Annotated in this window: 9 protein-coding genes (1 of these 9 only partly in view); all 9 read right to left on the reverse strand. The window is 72.5% G+C overall.

What is annotated here, in order from left to right; genetic code table 11:
• A protein-coding gene (locus tag ACFWBD_RS04500; RefSeq protein ID WP_385662518.1) for a lonely Cys domain-containing protein crosses the window boundary here: on the reverse strand, positions 1-10,768 show its beginning. The gene continues 23,678 nt to the left of window position 1, outside the view; 10,768 of the gene's 34,446 nt are visible here — the first part of the coding sequence; it begins with the start codon at positions 10,766-10,768; its stop codon lies beyond the left edge, outside the window.
• A gap of 22 nt (positions 10,769-10,790) precedes the next feature.
• On the reverse strand, positions 10,791-11,198 hold the full coding sequence (locus ACFWBD_RS04505; protein ID WP_385662521.1) for a hypothetical protein: 408 nt from the start codon (positions 11,196-11,198) through the stop codon (positions 10,791-10,793).
• Complete coding sequence (locus ACFWBD_RS04510; RefSeq protein WP_385662524.1) at positions 11,195-11,665, reverse strand: YbaB/EbfC family nucleoid-associated protein; 471 nt, start codon at positions 11,663-11,665, stop codon at positions 11,195-11,197. The genes ACFWBD_RS04505 and ACFWBD_RS04510 overlap by 4 nt, the downstream gene beginning before the upstream one ends.
• 121 nt (positions 11,666-11,786) lie before the next feature.
• Positions 11,787-15,476: an AAWKG family protein gene (locus tag ACFWBD_RS04515; protein ID WP_385662526.1), complete on the reverse strand. Its 3,690-nt coding sequence runs from the start codon at positions 15,474-15,476 to the stop codon at positions 11,787-11,789.
• Entirely contained in the window at positions 15,473-15,952 is a 480-nt protein-coding gene (locus ACFWBD_RS04520) for a type VII secretion system-associated protein (protein ID WP_385662529.1), read from the reverse strand. Before ACFWBD_RS04520 ends, ACFWBD_RS04515 begins: the two co-directional genes overlap by 4 nt.
• A gap of 206 nt (positions 15,953-16,158) precedes the next feature.
• A complete protein-coding gene (locus tag ACFWBD_RS04525) occupies positions 16,159-16,479 on the reverse strand; it encodes a WXG100 family type VII secretion target (protein WP_385662531.1) in 321 nt (106 codons plus the stop codon).
• Positions 16,480-16,536: 57 nt separating this feature from the next.
• Positions 16,537-16,863 (reverse strand): WXG100 family type VII secretion target, encoded by a 327-nt coding sequence (locus ACFWBD_RS04530; protein ID WP_385662863.1) that lies wholly within the window; start codon positions 16,861-16,863, stop codon positions 16,537-16,539.
• A gap of 313 nt (positions 16,864-17,176) precedes the next feature.
• Positions 17,177-18,652: a type VII secretion protein EccB gene (gene eccB / locus ACFWBD_RS04535; protein WP_385662534.1), complete on the reverse strand. Its 1,476-nt coding sequence runs from the start codon at positions 18,650-18,652 to the stop codon at positions 17,177-17,179.
• Positions 18,653-18,863: 211 nt separating this feature from the next.
• On the reverse strand, positions 18,864-20,264 hold the full coding sequence (gene eccD / locus ACFWBD_RS04540) for a type VII secretion integral membrane protein EccD (protein ID WP_385662537.1): 1,401 nt from the start codon (positions 20,262-20,264) through the stop codon (positions 18,864-18,866).
• Between the last annotated feature and the right edge of the window lie 357 nt (positions 20,265-20,621).

Genomic DNA, 20,621 nt, shown 5'->3' on the forward strand with positions numbered 1-20,621 from the left:
CGGCGAGGAATCCCCGCAGATCCATGGCCTCCCCGTGCAGGATGCGTTGGTGTTCGTTGACGAGGTTCCGCAGGGTCTGCTCGAAGTTGCCGCGGATCCGGTCGTGCTCCCGGTCGAGGAACGAACGGGTGCGCGGCCGGAGCGACTCCAGCACCCCAGGACGGTCGGGCCGGTCGGGATCCCCCGCCAGGAACGTCCGGGACGCGCCCTGGAGCATGTTCTTCAGCAGATCGTTGTTGTGGGCTGTCGCCAGCGGCCGCGCGCCCGCATGCCCGAACAGCAGCCAGCCGTAACCCCAGACCTCGTCGACGTCCGCCAGCACGGAGAGGAACGGGACATGGGCGGGGACGATCTCCGTGTCGCCCGTCAGGTCCCGCACGAAGGCGGCGGCCAACCTCTGGCCGAAGAACCGGCTGGACCTCATGATCTGGATGAGCGGGAGATCGATGAGCTGCTTCAGCGCGAAGTCCTGCAGTGCTCGCAGTCCGACCGTCGGCACTCCGGGCGTGGCCTGCAGGAATGTCACTTCGGCGTCACCGGTGGCGTTCGGCGGCAGCAGGAGCCCCTCGGCAGCAGGCTCCGTGCGCCAGCCGCGGATGGAGGCGAAGATCTCGGCGATCGACCAGGGACGGTCCTGCCGGTGGGCTTCGGCGAGCGCCGCGCGCCCGCGCGCCAGTTGGGCCATCAGGACCTCGGGGGAGGGCCGCTGTTCACCGGGCAGCACTTTCGCCGGGTCGAGCACGAACTCCACGACCGGGCTCAAGGTCATCCGGGGGTTCGGCCAGTTCTCGGACACCGCCCGGTCGCGCTCCGCGTACCAGCGGTTGTCGGCCCCCAGGTGGAACACGGCGTTGTCCGTGACCGCCTGGATCCCGGAGGCGGAGGCCAGCAGCCGCTTCGGCTCGGAGTGGGTCTTGATGAGGTACTCGGGCGCTGTCCCGGGGACGAGTTCGGTGACGCCCTTGAGGATGAGGAAGCCCTCGGCGGCCGGAGCGGTCCGCCAGCCGGCGGAGGCGAGGATATCCGTCAACGTCCAGGCCCGGGGCTGCCGGTCGGCTTCGGCGAACGCCGCGTACACCTGCTCCAGCAGGGCTTCCAGGGGAGGCTGCTGCCCGGGGGGAAGCTCCTCCGCCGGATCGGGTACGAAGGTCACGACGGGGTATTCGGCCTGCGGCGGGTCCGGCTGCTCCGGGGACTGCGCCAGACTCCGGTCCTGGTACCAGCGGCCGTTCGGCCCCCGGAAGAACAGACGGGTGGCGGTGACCGCCCTGAGGCCGTCGGTGGTGGCCAGCAGTGTGCCGGGGGTGTGCGGGATCATCAGGTAGTAGCGGGACTCCACCTCCAGGCCGAGGGCGCCGTAGTCGCGGCGGGGGGACGGGTTGAGGTCGAGGACGCTGTGGGCGGTGGACGAGGACTGGGTGAACGGCGGCAGTGGTTCTTCGATCACCTGTCCGGTGGCGTTGAGGACCACGATCCGGGCGTCCGCCGCCGAGATGCCGGGCGGGGTGTAGGGCCGCTGTTGGTCGGGTGCCTGGAGTTCGACCCAGACGGGTTCGGCGCTGCCCCGGCCGTCGGCGGCCAGCGGCTGGTAGGCGGCCCAGGCGTGTCCTTCCTGGTCGCCGGGGCGGCGGGCGAGGATCAGGGCGACCGAGCCGGGGCCCTGTGCGCGTACGGCGTCCAGCACGCGGGTCCAGGAACCGGCCGGCTGCCATCCCGGGCCGGGGGCCAGGCCGGCTTCGGACGGGTCCTGGCGGAGGTCGGATTCGTCCAGGCTCCGGGCGGGGCGGACGCCTTGCGGGAACAGGGCGTTGCGGAACGCGCGGAGCAGCGGGAGGCAGCCGAGGGTCGGGGCCGGGGTGGGGGTGGGGGTGGTGCGGGGGGCGCCTGCGGCGGGCTGTACCCCACCCCGCCCCTTCCCGACGAGACTCTCTGCGGCTCCGCCGCGTGGCTCAAACGCCGGCGAGGCCGGTATTTCAGCCTGCCCGGCGTTTGAGGGCACGCCCGAAAGGCGTACCGGGGTCTGGGGCGGAGCCCCGGTTTCGGGAAGGGGCGGAGCGGGGAACAAGCCCGCCGCAGGCGCCACACCCGCCCGCACAGCCGTGACCACCCCCTCGACCAGCGCCGTCAGGCCGGCCGTGTCCAGCACCCGCCCGCCGGCGGACGACAGCACCGTCGGCCGCGAGGTCACGGCGGACAACGTGACCGGAGCCGTCGGGGCACCGGCCGGGGTGCCGGGCCGCGTGCCCGGCGGGGGGCTCGGCGGGGGGCTCGCCGGGACCGGGACGTTCGGGTGGCTGAGGTGGTGCCAGGGGCCGGCGCCCGGTGCCGTCAGGTCGATGACCGCCGGGTCCGGGCCGCCGAGGCCGTCCCAGGTGACGTCGCCGTCCGTGTAGTCCACCGGCCGGCCCAGCCCGTTGAGCAGCTTGCCGGGCAGGTCCGGATTGAGGAGGCCGACCCCGGAGATCGCCAGCAGCAGCGGCACCACCAGATCCTGGGAGAACACCTCGGGGTCGCGGGCGAGCAGGCGGACGAGTTCCTCCTCGGACACCGTGTACGACGGGCCGTCCGGGTCACCCGGGTCGCGCAGCCGCACCAGCCCGTTGCCGAGGGCTTCCCCGGTGACGACCAGCGCGATGGGGCCTGAGCGCCTCTGCCACGGTGCCAAGGACTTGGTGGTGGCCGAGGTCCTGACCATGGTCGCGTCGATCCCGTGGGGGAACTTCGTACCGGTGAAGTTCCGCCCGCCCGCCACCGGATCCGTGTCGGGGATCCGGCTGCCGTCGCCCAGGAACCCGCGGTCCTGGAGGTAGAAGGCGGCCAGCGCGTCGAGGTCGCCCGGATTGTGCCCGGTGGCGATGGCCCTGGCCACCAGCGACCGGGCCTCGGCGGACCACGCCGGGTCCGGCTGCGCGGGGGCCGGGCGGTGCAGGATCCGGGCCTCGAAGGCGGCCGGGTCGGCCTGGTGCCGGACGTACACCTCCTCGGTCTGGACCTGCGCCCAGAAGTACTTGGATTGGTGGACGCTGTCCACCTGGGTCGACGCGTCGAGCCCCAGCACCTCGCGGACGTCGTCGTCCGCCGGACCGGCCGGGCCCATGCGCCCGGCTACCGCCATCACCTCCCGCAGGACCACGAACGCCGAGAGGGTCGAGCCCCGGGTGTGCCAGGCATGCGACGCGTCGCTCAGCGCCGTCTCGATGTCCTGGGCCGTCAGGGGGCCGGGAGTGGCGCCCGATGCGGCCTTGTGCACCTCGACGACCCGGTACAGCAGGTCCATGGTGAAGTGCGGGGCGGCCGTGGACAGGTCGGGGTCCGCCCGCCGCATCAGTTCCAGTGAGCCGGTCAACGCGAGCAGTGCGAGATAGTCGGGGTGGAGGTCGATGTCGTCCCCGAAGGCCTCGCGCAGGGCGCGCACCAGCCGGAGCGTCTCCACCCGGTCGGCGTCGGAGACCGCCCCCGGGCCCTGGTGCAGTCGCGCCTTCCGGGCCCGGGCGTCCAACTCCGCCCCTTCCGGCTCCGGGTGGCGCTCCCGTGCCCAGCCCTGCCCGTCCTGCACGTCGGTGAACGACAGGGCTACGTCCTGCTGCGAATCCAGCGTGGCGGTGGCGTTCGTCCGGTTGCCGCCGTTGGGAATGACCAGGCCGGACTTGTTCGCCAGGTGCTGTGTGTCGGGGATGTCCGCCAGCGGGTCGAGGGTGAACGGCGGGGGCGCCGCGGACTGGACCCATGCGGAGGGCAGGCTGGAGCCGGCGTCGCTGAAGCAGGGCCCGTAGTACAGCCTGCGGCGCGGGAGGCCCCCGGCGACCTCGGCCCGGCTGAGCGCCATAAGGTCCTGCACGCTGCGCCGCCGGAGGAGCGCGGGGATGAACTCCTCTCCGGGGACGTCGATGTTCCTGCCGTCGGTCAGCGGCACCTTGACCCCGTGCGGCCTGCCGTGCGCCATGAGGTAGTAGTCGGCGTGCGGGGCCCACTCGGGTGTGCCCACGTACTCCCAGGTCGCAGGGTTCCAGTGCATCCTGGTCGTGATGCTCTTGTAGTTGCGGTAGTGCTTCAGGCGTACGGCGGCCTCGTCCTCGGTGGGGTGGAACGACGTCCGGCCGTGCCGCTGGTGGCCGGGGTCGACGAGGGTCCGGGTGCGCCACAGGGCTTCCCACCAGAGAGGCTGGTCGGCGGGGTCCGGGGGGCGGTGGTCGGTCGGCAGGCTGCGCACCCAGTCGCCCAGCGGTTCGCCGGGCCGCTCCAGCCCGGTCAGGTACTGTTCGCCGGTCACCGGATCGGTCGTCAGATCGAGCAGACCGCTGTACGACCAGACGGTTCGCTTCGTGCGCCAGGCCAGCAGTTCGACGGGTTCCAGGCCCAGGTCGCCGGAGTGGGGCCAGGCCAGCACGAGTGGCGCGCCGGGGGCCAGCCCCTTCGCCTCGACGACGAGGTACTCGATGATCTCCTCGATCGGCACGGTCCGCCGGCCGCCGGCGGGCCTGGGCACCTTGACGCCGCCGGGGCCACCGCGATCGCCCAGCGCCATCAAAGGCGTGACCGTCCACGGGGCCCGGACGTACGTGACCGTGCCGTCGGGCTGCTCACTCCCCACCAGGTAGGTGGAGACGTCCTTGGTGGTGGAGCCCCAGTTCACGCCGGCGCCGGTGCCGCCGTTGAGCGACAGGACGGGGGAGAGACCGGCGGTGCGGAGGTGGTGGGCGCCCAGCGCGGCGAGGCTGCCGGCGCTGCCCTGGGCGATGGCGTTCCGTACGAGCGCGATCAGGTCGGCCCGGTTCTTGCCGGTCACCTCGGCGTTCGGGGGCAGGTGCAGGACCTGGCTGGTCAGGGTGTCCGGGTCCAAGGGGGTTTGGCCGCGTACGGGGTCCTGGGACCAGAGGTTCTGCAGGACGGTCGGGACGGGGTCGGGGACGGGCTGCGGTGGGGCGGACGTGACGGGAGCGGACGTGATGGGGGCGGACGTGATGGGGGCGGACGTGATGGGGCGGGGTGGGGGCGGTGCGGTGCGGGTGGCGCCTGCGGCTGGCTGTACCCCACCCCGCGGGGTGGGGTGAAGGCCCGCCGCAGGCGCCCCGGCCCCGGCCCCGGCTCCGGCCCCCGCCGAACCCGCGTTCGTCAGCGGAGTCACCGGGACGCCCGGATACGCGGCCCGGTGCCAGCCGCCGGTGTCCGGTGCCGTCAGGTCGATGACCGCGGGGCCCGGGCCGTCGAGGCTGTCCCAGGTGACGCCGTCGTCGTTGAAGTACACCGGCCGGCCCAGCCCGGCGAGCAGCTTGCCGGGCAGGGCCGGGTTGAACCGGCCGACCCCGGAGACCGCCAGCACCAGCGGCACGTCCAGCGTCTCGGCGAACACCTCGGGGTCGCGGGCGAGTATGTGGACGAGTTCCTCCTCGGACACCGTGTACCACGGGCCGTTCGGGTTGCCCGGGTCACGCAGCCGCACCAGCCCGTTGCCCAGGGCCTCCCCGGTGACGACCAGCGGGAGGGCGCTCGTCCCGCTCTGCCACGGCGCCGGGTACGTGGTGGTGGCCGAGGTCCTGACGACGGTCGCGTCGATGCCGTGGGGGAACGGCGTGCCGGCGTAGTTCCGCCCGCCCGCCACCATCGCCGATTCGGGGATCCGGGTGCCGTCGCCCAGGAACCCGCGGTCCTGGAAGTAGAAGGCGGCCAGCGCGTCCAGGTCGTGCGGGTCGCGTCCGGTGGCGATGGCCCTGGCCACCAGCGACCAGGCCGCGGCGGTCCACCTCCGACCCGGGTGCGCGGGGGGCCGGCGGTGCATGATCCGGGCCTCGAAGCCGAGCTGGTCGGCCTGGTGCCGGGCGTACACCTCCTCGGTCCTGACCTGCACCCAGAAGTATTCGGACAGGTACAGGCTGTCCACCTCGGTCGTCGCGTCGAGGCCCAGCACCGTACGGACGCCGTCGTGCGCCGGACCGGCCGGGCCGGTCCGCGCGGCGACCGACATCGCCTCCGGCAGGTACACGAACGCCGAGACGGGCAGGCCGGGGAAGAACCGGAGCCGCGTCGCCGCGTCGGCCAGCGTCGCCTCGACGTCCTGGGCCGTCAGCGGGCCGGGCGGGGCGCCCGACGCGGCCCGGTGCGCCGTGGTGACCCGTTCCAGCAGGTCCAGCGTGAAGTGCGGGGCGGCCCAGGACAGGACGGGATCCGCCCGCCGCATCAGTTCCAGGGCGCCGGTCGACGCCAGCAGGGCCGGATAGCGGGGGCTCAGGTCGATGTCGTCCCCGAAGACCTCGCGCAGGGCGCGCACCAGCCGGAGTGTCTCCTCCCGGTCGACGTCGAGGACCGGCCCGGGGCCCTGGTGCAGCCCCGCGATGCGGGCCCGGTCGTCCAGCTCCACCCCTTCCGGCTCCGGGTGGCTGTCCCGCGTCCGGCCCTGTCCGTTCCGCACGTCGGTGTACGACACGAGGACGTACCGTCCACCTGCGGTGGTGGTGATGGCGGCCGTCCGTTCGCCGCCGTTGGGAATGATCAGGCCGGTCGTGTTCGACAGGTCCTGCGCGTTGGAGATGTTCGACAGCGGGTCGAGGACGAACGGCGTGGGCCCGCTGGGCAGGGCCCAGCCGCTGGGCAGACTGGAGACGCCGTCGGCGAAGCAAGGGCCGAAGTACATCCTGAGGCGCGGGAGGCCCCTGCGGACCCTCTCCCTGTTCTGCTCGATGAGACGGCGCACGCTGGGCCGTCGGCGGAGCGCCGCGTTGAACTCCCGACCGGGGACTTCGATGCTTCTGCCGTCGGTCAGGGGCACTTCGACGAACCCCGGGGTGCCGTGCGCGAAGAAGTCGTAGTCCGCTCGCGGGGGCGGCTCAAACGCGCCCACGAACTGCCCGGTCGCCGGGTTGAAGTGCCTCCGGGTGGTGATCGTCCTGAAGTGGCGGTAGTCGTCCAGGCGTTGGGCGATGTCCGCCTCGGTGGGCTGGTACGACGTCCGGCCGTGCCGCTGGTGGCCGGGGTCGACGAGGGTGCGGGTGCGCCACAGGGGTTCCCACCAGAAAGGCTGGTCGGCGGGGTCCGGGGGGCGGTGGTCGGTCGGCAGGCTGCGCACCCAGTCGCCCAGCGGGACGCCGGGCCGCTCCAGCCCGGTCAGGAACGGGAAGCCGGTCACCGGATCGGTCGTCAGATCGAGGTGACCGCTGTACGACCAGACCGTCCGGTTCGTGCGCCACGCCAACAGCTCGGGCAGGTTCAGGCCCAGGTCGCCGGAGCGGGGCCAGGCCAGCACGATCGGCGCGCCGGGGGCCAGTCCCTCCGCCTCGACGGCGAGGTACTCGACGACCTCCTCCATCGACATGGGCCGCCGTCCGCCGCCGGGCCAGGGCACCCGGACGCCGTCGGGGCCGCCGCGGATTCCCAGTGCCAGCAGGGGGATGGTGTCGTCCGGCCACGGGGCACGGGTGTACGTGGCCTGCCCGCCCTGCGGCCTGCTCCCCACCATGAAGGTGCCGAGGTCGTGGGCGGCGGAGTCTCTCCAGTTCAGGCCGTTCCCGTGGCCCCTGTTGAGCGACAGGGTGCGGCGGGCGGTGGCGGCCGTGACGGTACGGACGTGGTGGGCGCCCAGAGCGGCGAGGCTGGTGGCCCGGCCCTGGGGGATGGCGTCCCGTACGAGCGTGATCAGGTCGGCCCGGTCCGCGGCGGTCACGGGGGCGTTCGGGGGCAGGTGCAGGACCTGGCTGGTCAGCACGTCCAGGTCCAGGGGGCCCCGGCCGTGGGCCGGGTCCTGGGACCAGAGGTACTGCAGGACGGGCTGTACGGGCTGTACGGGCTGTTCGGGCTCGGGGTCGGGGGTCGGGGCCGGGTTTCGGTGCCGGGCGCTCCGGGTTGGGGCGGACGTGACGGGTGCGGACGTGATGGGGCGGGGCGGGGGCGGGGCGGTGCGGGGGGCGCCTGCGGCGGGCCGTTCCCCTGCCTGCCCCTTCCCGGCAGTGACATTTTGCGGCTCCGCAGAGTGTCTCGCGGGAAGGGGCGGGGTGGGGTGAAGGCCCGCCGCAGGCGCCTCGCCCCCCGCATCCGCAGGCGCCGCAGGCACGTCCCGGGTCGTGGGCAGGGCGCCCGACGCGGTGGGAGTGGGCTGCGCCGGGCCCGGCTCCGGCGCCTGGGCCGGTGCGAGGGCGAGTGCCGGGAGGGGGCCGATCGCCCCGGCGACGGACACCGGGCTGCGGAGGTCCAGCCCGGCCCGCTGGGCGAGTTGGCGGGCCAGCTCGGCGGACGTGGCGGCGGTGCCGGCCGGCCCGGTGAGGTCCACCGTGAGGTACGGGGCGGCGGTGGCCGGCACGAGGGTGATGTGCAGCAGGTCGCCGTCGGGCAGTTGGATCGCGGGGGTGTGGAACAGCGCGTCCACGCCGTCGACCAGCTCCGACCAGGCGGTGCCCCGCTCGGCGTCGGTCAGGGTGCCGGCGGAGCTGAACGCCGCCTCGATGGTCAGGTCCGTGACCGGCTGCCCCTCGAAGACGAAGCGCCGCACCTCGAAGGACGAGGAGTTGTGCTGCTCCGGTGCCGGCGCCGAGGAGACGTCCGCCGGGGCGTCGGGTTGCTGCTGCCAGACGTGGTCGCGGCGCACCGCGTCGGCCTGGGCGCGGGCGCTGTCCCAGCCGGGCGGGTGGTGGCCGGCGGCGGAACTGCTCGGGAGGGTGGCAGGGGTGACTGCGGGTGCGACCGCGGGTGTGACGGCCGGGGCGTCGGCGAAGGTGTTCTCGACGTCGGACTCGGCCCCGGGCTCGCCGTCGAACCGGTCCTGCCCGTTGTCGCGTTGCGCCGGGTCGGTCTGGTTGCGGTTGGCGTCCGCTCCGGTGGGGGTCTGGCCGGTGGCGGGGCTGTGCGGGGTGGTGGCGGGCGTGGTGGCCGGGGTGACGGCGGGAAGGCCCGCCGGGGTCTCCTCGGCGTCGAACTCGTCCTGCCAGGCGTCGCGTTGCGCCGCGTCGGCCTGGGCGCGGCTGCTGTCCCACCCGGCGGGGGTCTGGCCGCTGTTGGTGATGCTGCCCGGGAGGGTGGCGGGGGTGACGGCGGGCGTGCCGGCCGGGGTGGTGGTGGGCGTGACGGCGGGCGGGTGCGCCAGGGGTGTGCCGGGCGCGTTGGGCACGCCGGTCGCCTCGTCCTCGTACGCCTCGACGAACCCGCTCTGCGGGCGGTACGGCGAGACCCCGGAGGACAGCACGGGCCGCGAGGCGCCGGCGGTGTTCAGGGACGAGGCGGGCAGCCCGCCGTTGGTCTGGAGCGGGAGGGAGCTGTTGAGGCCTCCGGGGGTGGTGGTCCGGTTCGGGAACCCGTCGGCGGAGGAGGTGCGGTCCGGGCGGACGGACGACGAGCCGTCCGAGCTGTCCGAGCTGTCCGAGCCGTTCGAAGGGCCGGTGTCGTCGGTGTGGTCGGTGCGGTCCGTGAAGCCGTTGTTCGCCGGACCGCCGCCGCTGGTCGGCACGGCGACCGGCGGGACCGACAGCGGCGGTGCCTGCGCCGGCGGGACCGGTGTCGGCAGCGGCGTCAGCACCGGCGGAGTGGTGCGCGAGCCGCCCGTAACGCCCCCGGGAAGCTGTCCCGCGTTCACCGGCGGCACCGAGCCGGCGCCGGAACCGAAGCCGGAGTCGAAACCGGAGCCCGAACCAGGGCGGGAGCCGGCCCCGTTGACCCGGTCGGCGCCGCCGCCAGAGCCGTTGCGGCTCCGGTCGCCGCTCCAGCCGCTGTCCATGTTGTCGCGGAACGTGTTGCCGTCGTTGACCCCGCCCGGCGGGATCTTCGGCGGGATGAACTTGGCCCGCAGCGCCAGCGCCCCGGCGGCAAGGCCCCCGCCCACCACCTCGCCGATGATCCCGCTCGTCGTGCCGTACAGCACCGTGTCCCAGCTGAAGGTCCACTCGTCCTCGAATGCGCCGCTGTAGAGCGCACCGGCGGCCCCCTCGCCGAGGCCCTCGGCCGCGCCGCTGATGCCCACGTCCACCGCCCAGCCGGGCGCGTTCCTGATGTCGAACCTGCTGTTCGGGCCGCCGCCGGGGGTGGGCAGGTTCACGTCGAACTTGCCGAGGTCGCTCGGGAGGTCACCCTTGAAGAACCTGGCGCCGACGTTCTTGAAGAAGTTCCCCAGCGTCTGGAACACACTGATGACGCCGCCCGCGATCGCGCCGAACGCGAACGACTTGACGACGTTGAGCCAGTTGACGTTGTTGACCCGGCGGTCCTCCGGGTTGAGCCCCATCTGGGCGAGGTTGACCGCGAGGGTGGTGATGGCCTCCTGGATGCCCTCGACCAGGCTGGGCCCGAGGTGGGTGAGCCGGGACAGCCGGTCGATGATGATCATGATCGACAGGGTGGTCCGGGCCCGCAGGAGCCACGCCTGGGTCAGCGACGTCCCGCCCGTGAAGAACGCCATCGCCGTCAGCAGCGCCATCTCCGCGAGGAACATGATGCATTCGGCGATGATCTCCCACTTGGCCTGCTGGACGTCCTGGGAGATGCCGACCTGGCCGTCGGCCGAGTCGTCGAGGTGCTGGGCGAACATCTCCAGGTAGTCGATGCCGCGCCCGTTGTTGCCGGTGAGGAGGGAGAGGCCCTCCACGTACGGGTCGGCGACGCCCGGCGGGAGAGCCCGCGCGGCCTCTTGCACATGCGTGTTGAGCATGTCCCGGAAGCGGCGGAGCCGGATCGCGAGATCGGAGTAGACGACACGGCTGTCGTACGCGAGGTTCTCCCTGGCCGTGATGGGCGTGACACCCAGCACGTACTTCAGGAGCTCCGCCACCTCGGGCGGGAAGTTGATCTCCTCCATGTCCGACAGCCGTGCCCGCTGCTCAGTGCCGCGTGTCGGAGTCGGAGCCGGATTCGGAGCCCGAATCGGAGTCGAGGTCGTCCATCACGGAGTCCGTCCGGGACCGGTGGTCGCTGATCTCGTCCTGGGCGTACTGGCTGGTGCCCCTGATGCTGTGCAGGTTGCTCAGGGTGGCGTCGATCATGCCGACGACCGCCTGCTCGGTCGGATCGCCGATCGCGCGGATGCCCTCGTTGCGCTGGTGCCAGCCCATCTGGAACTGCTGGGACGGCCGGTCCGTGCCGTCACCGGGCCACGCCGAAAAGAGCTGTACGCCCTGCTCGAAGTCGTCGAACATGCTGGTCACCTCCTCGCTCAGGCCCCGCATCACCTCGGTGCACCGGCCCAGCCTGGGGAGGTCCGCCACGAACCTGCCTTCTCCGACGCTCATGCCCTGCTCCTGCCTGTGGAGGTGTCGGTGTCGTCCTCGTGGATCTCGTCGCGCAGCCGGTCGCCGGCCGAGCGCGCGGCACCGCCCCGGCCCCCCACCGCGTCCGCGCCGAAGATCCCCGCCCAGTCGAGCTCGATGCCCCGGCCCCCGGGGATCGCCGGATTGGCCCCCATCAGCGGGCCGAAGGTGTCCATCACCTGGCGGGTGACCGTGGTACGGGCCTGCTCGGCGGCCTCCATCATCGAGGCGGCCAACTGGGTGGCCGTCATGCCCTGGTACTTGCCGTCCAGGAACTTCACACCCGTCAGCTGCCCCTGTGCCCCGACCGTGGCCTCCACGGCGCGGTCCCGGGAGCGGGCCGTCGCGGTGGCGCTGCGCAGCCCGGCCTCCGCCTTGGCCACGGCGGCCTGGGTGGCCTCCAGGTGGGCCATGGCCTCGGCTATCTGCTGGTTGATTCCCTCGTTCACCACTCGCTCCTCGGATCCGCCTGCATCGGACTCATCGGACTCGTCACGCTCATCGCGCTCATCGGCCGCATCACGCCTGTCGGCCGCATCGCGCCTGTCGGCCGCACCGGCCTCATCCGGTTCACCGGCCGATCACCGCCGGCGCGCCGCCCTCGTCCGTGCCCCACACGTCCTCGTCCTCCTGCACCCAGGTGTCGCGCACGCGGTCGCCGCTCTCCGTCTGCTGCTGGCCGGGACCGCCGGGCCCGCCGCCGCCCATCGGGGGCATGAAGGGGGTCCCGCCGGTCGTGGCCACCGTCGCCTCGCGCTCGTCGAAGCCGCCGTTGGTGCTCCGGGACGCGGACCGGGCGCGGTTGCTGATCGCCCCGTTGCTGTCGATGACGTTGCGGACCCGCTCGCCACTGCCCTCGCCCCCGCCGCCACCCCCACCCCGGGGGCTCTGCATGCCGTTCAACGGCATGCCGCCCATGGGCATCTGGGACTGCTGCTGCTGTTGGGCCGCGGCGGCGGTGTTGCCGGCCAGGTAGTCGGAGGCCGAGTCGCCGCTGGTGGAGTTGTCGTACAACTCCTCCTCGTACGACGGGAGTTGAGTGGTGGCGTCCTGGTACTGGTAGCCGGAGCCACCGTTGTTCAGATAGCCGTTGGTCGTGCTGCCGTTGGGCTCGGTGACGGTCGTGACGCCGCTGTCCGGGTCGATCGTCGCCTTGCTGCCGTCCGGGTAGTCCGTCACCACCTGGCCCTGCGAGTCGACGTGAGTGCGGCTGCCGTCCGGGTTGTTCAGCACCTCGTCCGCGTTGAGGGGGCCGGTCGTCGACTGGCCGTCGGGGCGGATGACGGTGGAGGTCTGCAGGTCCGGGTCGACGATGGTCTTCGTACCGTCGGAGAAGTCGGTGATCACCCGGCCCTGGCTGTCGAGGTACGAGGTGCTGCCGTCCGGGTTGGTCAGCGTGCCGCTGCCGTTGACCGGGCCGTTGACCAGGCTGTCGGCCGGGTCGTTGAGCGAGCTCTCGTAGCGGCTCTGGTACTCCTCCTGCGCCTGGAGCTGCTGCTGCCGGTACTCGTCCTCCCGGGCCTGCTGCTCGGTCCGGAGCGCGTCCTCCCGGGCCTGCTGCTCGGTCCGGAGCGCGTCCTCCTTGGCCTCCAGCCGGGCCTGTTCGGCCTTCTGCTCGGCCTGTTCCTGGTCGTACCTGGCCTGGGCCTCGGCCGCCTGGGCGTCCTGCTTGGCCTCCTGGCGGGCCTGTTCGGCCTTCTGCTCGGCCTGTTCCTGCTCGTACCTGGCCTGGGCCTCGGCCGCCTGGGCGTCCTGCTTGGCCTCCTGGCGGGCCTGTTCGGCCTTCTGCTCGGCCTTCTCCTGCTCGTACCTGGCGTCGGCCGCCGCCTGCTGGGCCTCCTGCTTCGCCTCGGCCTCGGCCTGCTGGGCGTCCTGCTTGGCCTCCAGCCGTGCTTGCTCGGCCTTCTGCTCGGCTTCCTGCTGGGCCTGCTCGGCCTTCTCCTCCTGGTACCGGGCCTCCTGCGCGGCTTCCTGCTCGGCCTGCTGGGCGTCCTGCTTGGCCTCCAGCCGGGCCTGCTCCGCCTTCTGCTCCGCCTCCTGCCGGGCCTGCTCCGCCTTCTGCTCGGCCTGCTCGCGCTCGTACTTCTCCTCGGCCGCCTGCTGCTCGGCCTTCTGCTCGGCCTCGGCCTGCTGCTGTTCGGCCTTCTGCTCCGCCTCGGCGGCTTCCTGCTCGGCTTCCTGCTCCGCCTGCTCGGCGGCCGCCTCCTTGCGGGCCCGCTCCTGGTCCTCCCGCTGCTGCCGCGCCTGCTGCTGCTGGAAGGCGAACTGCTGCTGCTGGTACGCGGCCTGCTGGGCGGCGGCCTCCTCCTGCTCGGCCTTCTGCTCGGCCTTCTCCTGGTCGTACCGTTCCTGGGCCTCGGCCTCGGCGGCCTCCTGCTCGGCCTTCTCCTGCTCCTGCTGGGCGGCCTGCTCGGCCTCGGCGGCGTCCTGCTTCGCCTGCTCCTGCTGGTACTGCGCGGCCTGTTCCGCCTCGGCGGCTTCCTGGTCGGCCTTCTCCTGCTGGTAGCGGGCGTCGGCCGCCGCCTCCTGCTCGGCCTGCTCGGCGTCCTGCTCGGCCTGTTCCCGCTCGTACCGCTCCTCGGCCTCGGCCTCGGCGGCCTCCTGGTCGGCCTTCTCCTGCTGGTAGCGGGCGTCGGCCGCCTCCTCCTGCTCGGCCTGCTCCGCCTCCTGCTCGGCCTTCTCCCGCTCGTACTTCTCCTCGGCCGCGGCCTCCTTGGCGGCTGCCTCCGCCTCCGCTTCGGCCTTCTCCCGCTCGTACTTCTCCGCCGCCGCCTTCGCCGCCGCCTCGGCCTCTTCCTTGTCCCGCTCGTACCTCGCCTCCGCCTCGGCCGCTGCCGCCGCGGCGGCGTCCTTGTCCGCCTGGTACCTCGCCTCCGCCTCGGCCGCCGCCGCCTTGGCGTCCGCCTCGGCCTGGGCCGCCTTCGCGTCCGCCTCCGCCTGGTCCTTCTTGGCCTGGTCCTCCTGCCAGTCCGCCTTCAGCGTGTCGCCGGTGGTACGCGTGCGGATCTCACCGATGTCGAAGGTCTGCGGACTCCACGCGTTGTGCACCGACGTCAGGATGTCCTTGGCGGGGACGCTGAGATGCTCGGTGACGCCCGCCTGCCAGAGCTGCACGGCGAGATCGCCGATCTTCTTCCAGGTGTCGAGACTGTCCAGCCGGCCGAAGTCCTGCGTGCCGTTGTCCAGTTCGGCGTTCTGGGAGAAGCCGCCCTCGGTGTAGTAGTCCCTCGTCGTCGTCCAGTTCCCGTCGCCGTCGCTCGTCGTGCTCGACGTGTAGTTGATCTTCATGATGTTGTGGTCCCACACCCACTCCGCGAGCTCCAGCAGCCGGTCCATCAGCCAGCGCAGCGGATTGCTGTAGTTCCGCTGCCAGTAGTCCCAGGCCCAGTAGAGGTCGTTCATCCCGTCACGCAGCGCCTTGCGCGCCTCGCGGATCTTCTGGCCCTGGATCGAGCCGCCCGCATGACGCACGGTGTCCTCGGCGTACCCCTCGTACACCCTGGCGATCTTGTGGATGAGGTCCTGGAAGACGCCTGCGGCCGTGCCCTGCCAGGCGTTGTTGTCCTCCGTGCCGATCCACTGCTTCCATCGCTCGGTCTCGTCGGCGGACCGTTTGAAGAAGCGGGCCAGCCGGTCGAAGGAGTCGGCCACCCCGTCGAAGGTGCGCAGCACGACCGACGCGTCGGCCGGCACGTCGATGCCGTCCCAGTAGAAGCCGTACGTGCCGTTGTCGGCCTCGTCGTCGTCGTAGTTGAGCGCGGTCTTCAGCGCCAGCCCGCCGGCGTAGGAGTACTTCACGAAGTTCTTGTTGTCCCAGATCAGGTCGTCGTCCGTCAGACCCAGGCGTTCCTTGTACTTGCTCTTGACCTCGACGCCGGTCCTGACGCCGCCGTCCGCCGGGTCCGAGGAGCTGCTGATCAGCAGGGTGATCCGGGCCTTGTAGTACGCGACCTCAGAGCCCTCCCCGTCCTCCCCGCCCCTGGTGTAGAAGGGGATGACGAAGTCGGTCTTCGAGATGTTGGCGCCCACGTTCTCGCTGCGCCAGTCGAGGTCGTCGAAGTCGACGTAGGTGACGCTCTTCTGCTTGGTCAGCTCGACGAGCATCAGCGGGATGCCGTGGTTGCCGGTCCACTGCTCGAAGAGGGTGGTGCGCTTCGGTAGCGGGGCGAGGCCGGTGAGCAGCTCCACCGCCCGGTGCCACCAGTCGTCGGTGTCGGTGAGGTCACGGATGTACTCGTCGTGGAGGATGTTGAACGTCATAGTTCGTCATCCCCACCGGTCATGGTGGACAGGTCGTCGTCGACGTCGATGAAGACGTCCACCATCTTCTCGCCGTTGATGGAACCGAGGTTGCCGTCCTGCGTCTTGAGCAGCGAGTGGACGGTGTCCTCCAGGCCGTCCTCGATGTCGGCGAAGAGCCGGATCTGGAGCTTGAGGATGTCCTCGACCTGGGTGATCATCCCGGTCACCGAGCTGAGCAGGTGGCTGGAGCTGAGCAGCACGCTGGCGTCCCCGGCCATGCCGCCGATGGCGAAGGGCATCTTGGCGCCGGCGATCGGGGAGGTCGAGTCGTGCTTCGCCTCGGCCGAGTGCCAGGGCAGGGGCAGGACGCCGTCCTCGTTCGGCTCCTTGAGGACCTTCTTCACCGACTCCTTGAAGGGGCGGACCTCCTCGGTCAGGAACTGCTTGACCGCCGTCTTGTCGAGCTTCACCGGAGTCTTGCCGGATTCCGCCATGTCCTACGCCCTCGTCTCCGTCATCCGCCCGACCATCGACCATCGACCACCCGCCCGGCGCCCCCGCCCGGCCGCCGTGCACAGCACACACCGCACAGCACACGGGCGACGGCCCGTACGGTCGCCGGTCACCTGGCCACTCGCGTCACCAGGTCACCTGATCGCCGTACGGACAGCCGCCCTCTTCGCACGCACCCTCACGGGTGTCAGCGCCCGATACGGACGCCCTCCCAGCTCTGGGTCAGCGCCCGCTCGGTCCGCTGGTAGTTGTCCGACACGTCGGTCAGCAGGCCGGAGTGGCTCTGCAGCAGCTGCCGCATCTTCTCGACGGCCGCGTGCCAGGAAGCCTGCTTCTCGTCGTACACCGACCGGTCGTCACCCTCCCAGCTGTTCTTGAGCGACGTCAGCTCGGAGTCCAGGTCGGTGAGGATCTGGGAAATGGCCCTCGTCTGCTGGATCATGTCCTCAGCGGCGTTGCTCATGCTGGCGTAGTCGACGTAGATGAACCCGTCGTTGTAGTCGGCCATCTTCTTCCTCGTCTCGCGCGGTGGGGGAGGCTGTGGTCGGTGGCTGCCGCTGCCCGGTCAGCCGCTGAGTGTGTCGAAGACCGACTGCGACTGGTTGTACGCCTGGTTGACGGAGTCGTTCGCCGAGCCCTGGGCGATGCCCTGCTGCTTGAGCGTCTCGTTCAGGGTGTTGATCATGTCGCGCAGGTTCCGGGAGATCACCTCGGCCTGCTCGTCCCAGAGCCCGAGCAGCTCCTGGTACGCCCGGCCGTCCGAGCCCTGGTGGCCATTGGCGAGGTTGGCCTTGGTGTTCTCAAGGTCCTGCCGACGGGTCTGCACACTGGTGAACGCCTGCTCCAAGGCGTTGATCCCGTTCTGGGTGGCGCGGACCTCGGACTGCTGCATCTGTGCCACAGGCTGTTCCTCCGGATGTCGTCGCCGCCGGACGCGGGGCCCGGGGTGCGGTGGTCTCCGGACACGGGCGGTAGGGCCCGGCCGGTCCAGACGTACGACCGACGCTAAAAGGCGGCGGGCGCCCGCTCAAAGCCCAGGGCCACGGCCTTGCACCTGCGGCCGCGCAGCCTTGCACCTGCGCGCACTTCCGGGCTCCGCCCCCGACAGCGTCCCGGTTCGGGGAAGGGGCGGGTTGGCTGAAGCCCTCCGCAGGCGCCCCCTACCCGCACCCGGCCCGCACCCGCACCCGCACCCGCGACGGAGCTCAGGCCCCAGGGCCGGCCCCGCACGGCGGGGTCGTCGTGCTGCTCCGGCCGAGCGTCGCGGCCTCGGGGCTGAGGTCCGGCCCGGTGGGCACCATCGCCAGCAGGGACGACGGGAGCCCCTGCGCCTGTGCGGCGCTGTAACCGAGCGCGGTCAGCGCGTCGGCCGACGGAACGCGGTACTTCATACCCGTATCGGTCACCAGGTACAGCGTCGCGCCGATGTCGGAGCCGTCCGCGCCCAGCGCGTGCACCAGAGCCCCGCCTCCCGGCGGCACCGTGATCCGGCCGACCGCGACACAGGCCGGCGTGAACCACTCGCCCGGGGCCTGGGCGGTGGGGCCGAGCCCGTCCGCTTCGACCAGGGCGACGCTCACCCGGGTGCCGGACTGCCCGGCCTCCACAGCGGCGCAGGCCGTTCGGCCCGCCGTCAGCAGTACCGGCTCCGGCGGCGCGGCGGGCAGCGCACCCCCGGCTGCCGCCCCCGCTCCCGCCTCCGTCGCATCGGACTCCGGCGCCAAGTGCCCTGCCAGCGTGGTGGATTCAAGGGACACGGCGGTTGCCGTACGGCCCCCGTAGACCTTCGCGACGGTCTCCGGGTCGCTCAGCACCAGCGCGGCGGCGGTCGCGGTGAGCGGAGTCAGGCCTGTCGCACCCAGCAGGTAGTACCGCTCGGTGGCGCCGGGCGCCGCGACGGTGAAGACCTCGCCGACCCGCGTCGGACGGCCGCCCAGTTCGGGCCCCGGGCCGCCGCGCCCCGGCACCGCGGGCGGGGTCAGGTCCGGCCCCGCCGACAGGGCGTTGAGGAACGCGGCCGACACGGCGACCGGCTGGTGCGAGCCGTAACCCAGGGCCTCACGGACATTGCCCTTCCGGTCCAGCCGGAACCGGCTCCCCTGCCACACCAGATAGGTCTCCCGATCGGGCCCGGTCACCAGCAGTCCTTGCCGCTCCCCCAGCCCGGTGCCGGTGATCCGCCGCGCCACCCCGAGCGTGGCGGCGGTGTCCCCCGCCAGGGAGCCCGAGCACACCTGCCAGGGGGCGCCGTCCAGGGCGGCAGCCCCGGGCAGTACGTCCGGAGCGCCGGGGATGCCGACCGGCATCCCGCGCGGCGTGTCGGCCAGCGACGCCTCGCCGACGTTCACGGTCTTCAGCTCGGCGCCCACCAGCAGCCGTGCCGAGGCGTAGTTGCGCACCGGCCGCAGCCGGCCGTCGAGGTACAGGTAGCGCGACCCGGTGCCCTTGCCGACCACCAGCGTGCCGGTGGCACGCCAGGAGTCGCTGGTGCCGGGCTTCAGCAGCCCGAACACGAACGCGCCGGCGGAGATCAGCACGGCGACCACGATGCCGATCACCACCCCCCGGTTGGTCCTGCCCTGCGGGCTCTCCGGGGCGTCCGGATCGGCTCGCAGCATGGCCGAGGTGAGCCGGCCCATGACGAACATGTGCGCCATGACCTGGTCGCGTTTGGTCTGCACGAGGGAACTCCGTCCGGGTCAGGCGGGGGGTGGGACATTTCAGCCTCGTCGGGGTTCGAGGCGCGGGGGTGCGGGGCTGCGGGGACGGACCCCCGCGAACGGGGATCTGGGGCGCAGCCCCGCTCGCGGCGGAGCCGCACAGTGTCTCCTCGGGAAGGGGCGGGGGGAGGTGGGGCGGGGTGCAGCCCGCGCAGGCGCCCCCTCCCCCACTTCACGCGTTCAGCCCTCGCAGGGCCCCGTACACACCCAGCACCCACAGCGCCAGCGGCAACAGACTGATCGCCGCGGCGGAGTGCAGGATCTCCCCGGCGCGGCCCCAGTAGGGCACCAGCCGCCGCCCCGGCACCGTCCACGACGTGATCGCGGCAGCGGCAGTCGCGGCGAGCAGCGCGCCGGCCGTCAGCAGCCGGCCGCCCGGCGAGGCGCCGCCCGCCTGTTCGACGACCAGCAGCAGCGCCCCGGCGATGCCGGGGACGACCAGGAACAGCCGCTGCCACACATTGCCCAGCCCGCGCCCGTGCAGCACCAGCAGCAGGGACAGCGCGACCACCATGGTGATCTCCGGCAGGCCGTCGTGCCCGGCGAGCAGCACCAGGCAGACGGCGCAGACTACGCCGGTGGCGCCGTACAGGGAGCTCATCCAGCCGTCGGCGAGCACCGCGCGTGCCGAGACCACCGCCGTCGGATGGGGTTCGATGCCTTCCTGGAGCTGCTGGGCGTTGGTCGGCAGCGGCGGCATCCGCAGTCCCGACATCCGGAAGGCCAGCGAAGGCACGAACGCCCCGAGCACCACCGCGACGAGGGCGACGATGCCGGCCACATGGTGCGCCGGGAGGTCCGCCGCCGCCATCAGGACCCCGGCGAGCACACCGAGTACGGCGATCACGGCGAGGGCGAGGAAGAGCGCCGCGAAGGTCGCCACCGCCGCCAGCGCCAGGATGGCGCCGCCCGCGCCCGCCGCGCAGGCGGCGAGCAGTCGCAAGCCCAGCGTCTCGGATCCGTGCGGGCCGGTCAGTGAGCCGCCGGGCAGCAGCCAGCCGGCCACCGCGAGGTACGGGCTGACCATGCAGCCCAGGGCCGCGGCCGCGCCCGCGTCGCCGACCGCGCGGCTCGCCGAGGCCGCCCCGGCGAGCAGCAGCAGCCCGCCGCCCGCCGCGCACAGTGCCCGCAGCCACCCGGGTCCGCCGGGCAGGGCGATCACCAGCAGGCCCCCCGCGAGCAGTGCGACGGCCACACCGCGCAGCACATACCGGCTCACCTCCGGGGTCCAGCTGTACGGGCGGCCCCGCATGGTGGTGGAGATCCCGTCGACCAGGTCGTCCAGGTGCGCCTCGGGCAGCGCGTCGACGCGGGGCCGCAGGTAGACGGTCTCGCCGTCGCGCAGGTCGTACGAGTCGAGGGTGCGTTCCTCGTCCAGCGGTGCGCCGCCGAGCCGCTGGAGCACCCAGCCGCCGTGGTCGATGCCGGTCTCGCCGAGGTCGGCGCCGCCGTATCCGAGCACGGCCGGCAGCAGGTCGGCCACCGGGACGTCGGCGGGCACCGCGAGGTCGATGCTCTTGCTGGGGGCGCGCACGGTCAGACGGCAGAGTCCGGCTGTCTGGTTGTCCGGCATCGGGCAGGCTCCATCAGGGCAGGCTCGCGTTTCTGCCGGGTCTTCCCGGCATCCACGGATGATCCGTCGGCTTCAAGTGGCTTCGAGAGGCTTCGGGTGGCTTCGGGTGGCTTGATCGGCTTTGTTGGTCCGATGAGAATCGCGCACTGCCTGGCGTGTCAACCACCCTTGTACAAAAGGGCAATTCGGGTTGCCGGTGGTGCGGGCGCCGTTCGGGATGACGCACATTAGCTGGAGTGGCGCCCGCCCCGTGCACCGGGCTCCCCGGCCGGCCCGCCCCCCTGGGCCGGTCCGCCTCCCGCTCGCGCCGTTCGCGCCGCCCGGTCCGTCCTTCCCGCCTCCTGCCTCCCTGCCTCC

It is taken from the genome of Streptomyces sp. NPDC060002, from assembly GCF_042737245.1.
Taxonomy (GTDB): Bacteria; Actinomycetota; Actinomycetes; order Streptomycetales; family Streptomycetaceae; genus Streptomyces.

Bases quoted from the DNA above. Each gene is read 5' to 3' on its own strand.
- ACFWBD_RS04505 (WP_385662521.1), bottom strand. From the start codon at position 11,198: ATGAGCGTCGGAGAAGGCAGGTTCGTGGCGGACCTCCCCAGGCTGGGC.
- ACFWBD_RS04520 (WP_385662529.1), bottom strand. From the start codon at position 15,952: ATGGCGGAATCCGGCAAGACTCCGGTGAAGCTCGACAAGACGGCGGTC.
- eccD (WP_385662537.1), bottom strand. From the start codon at position 20,264: ATGCCGGACAACCAGACAGCCGGACTCTGCCGTCTGACCGTGCGCGCC.
- ACFWBD_RS04530 (WP_385662863.1), bottom strand. From the start codon at position 16,863: ATGCAGCAGTCCGAGGTCCGCGCCACCCAGAACGGGATCAACGCCTTG.
- ACFWBD_RS04525 (WP_385662531.1), bottom strand. From the start codon at position 16,479: ATGGCCGACTACAACGACGGGTTCATCTACGTCGACTACGCCAGCATG.
- ACFWBD_RS04515 (WP_385662526.1), bottom strand. From the start codon at position 15,476: ATGACGTTCAACATCCTCCACGACGAGTACATCCGTGACCTCACCGAC.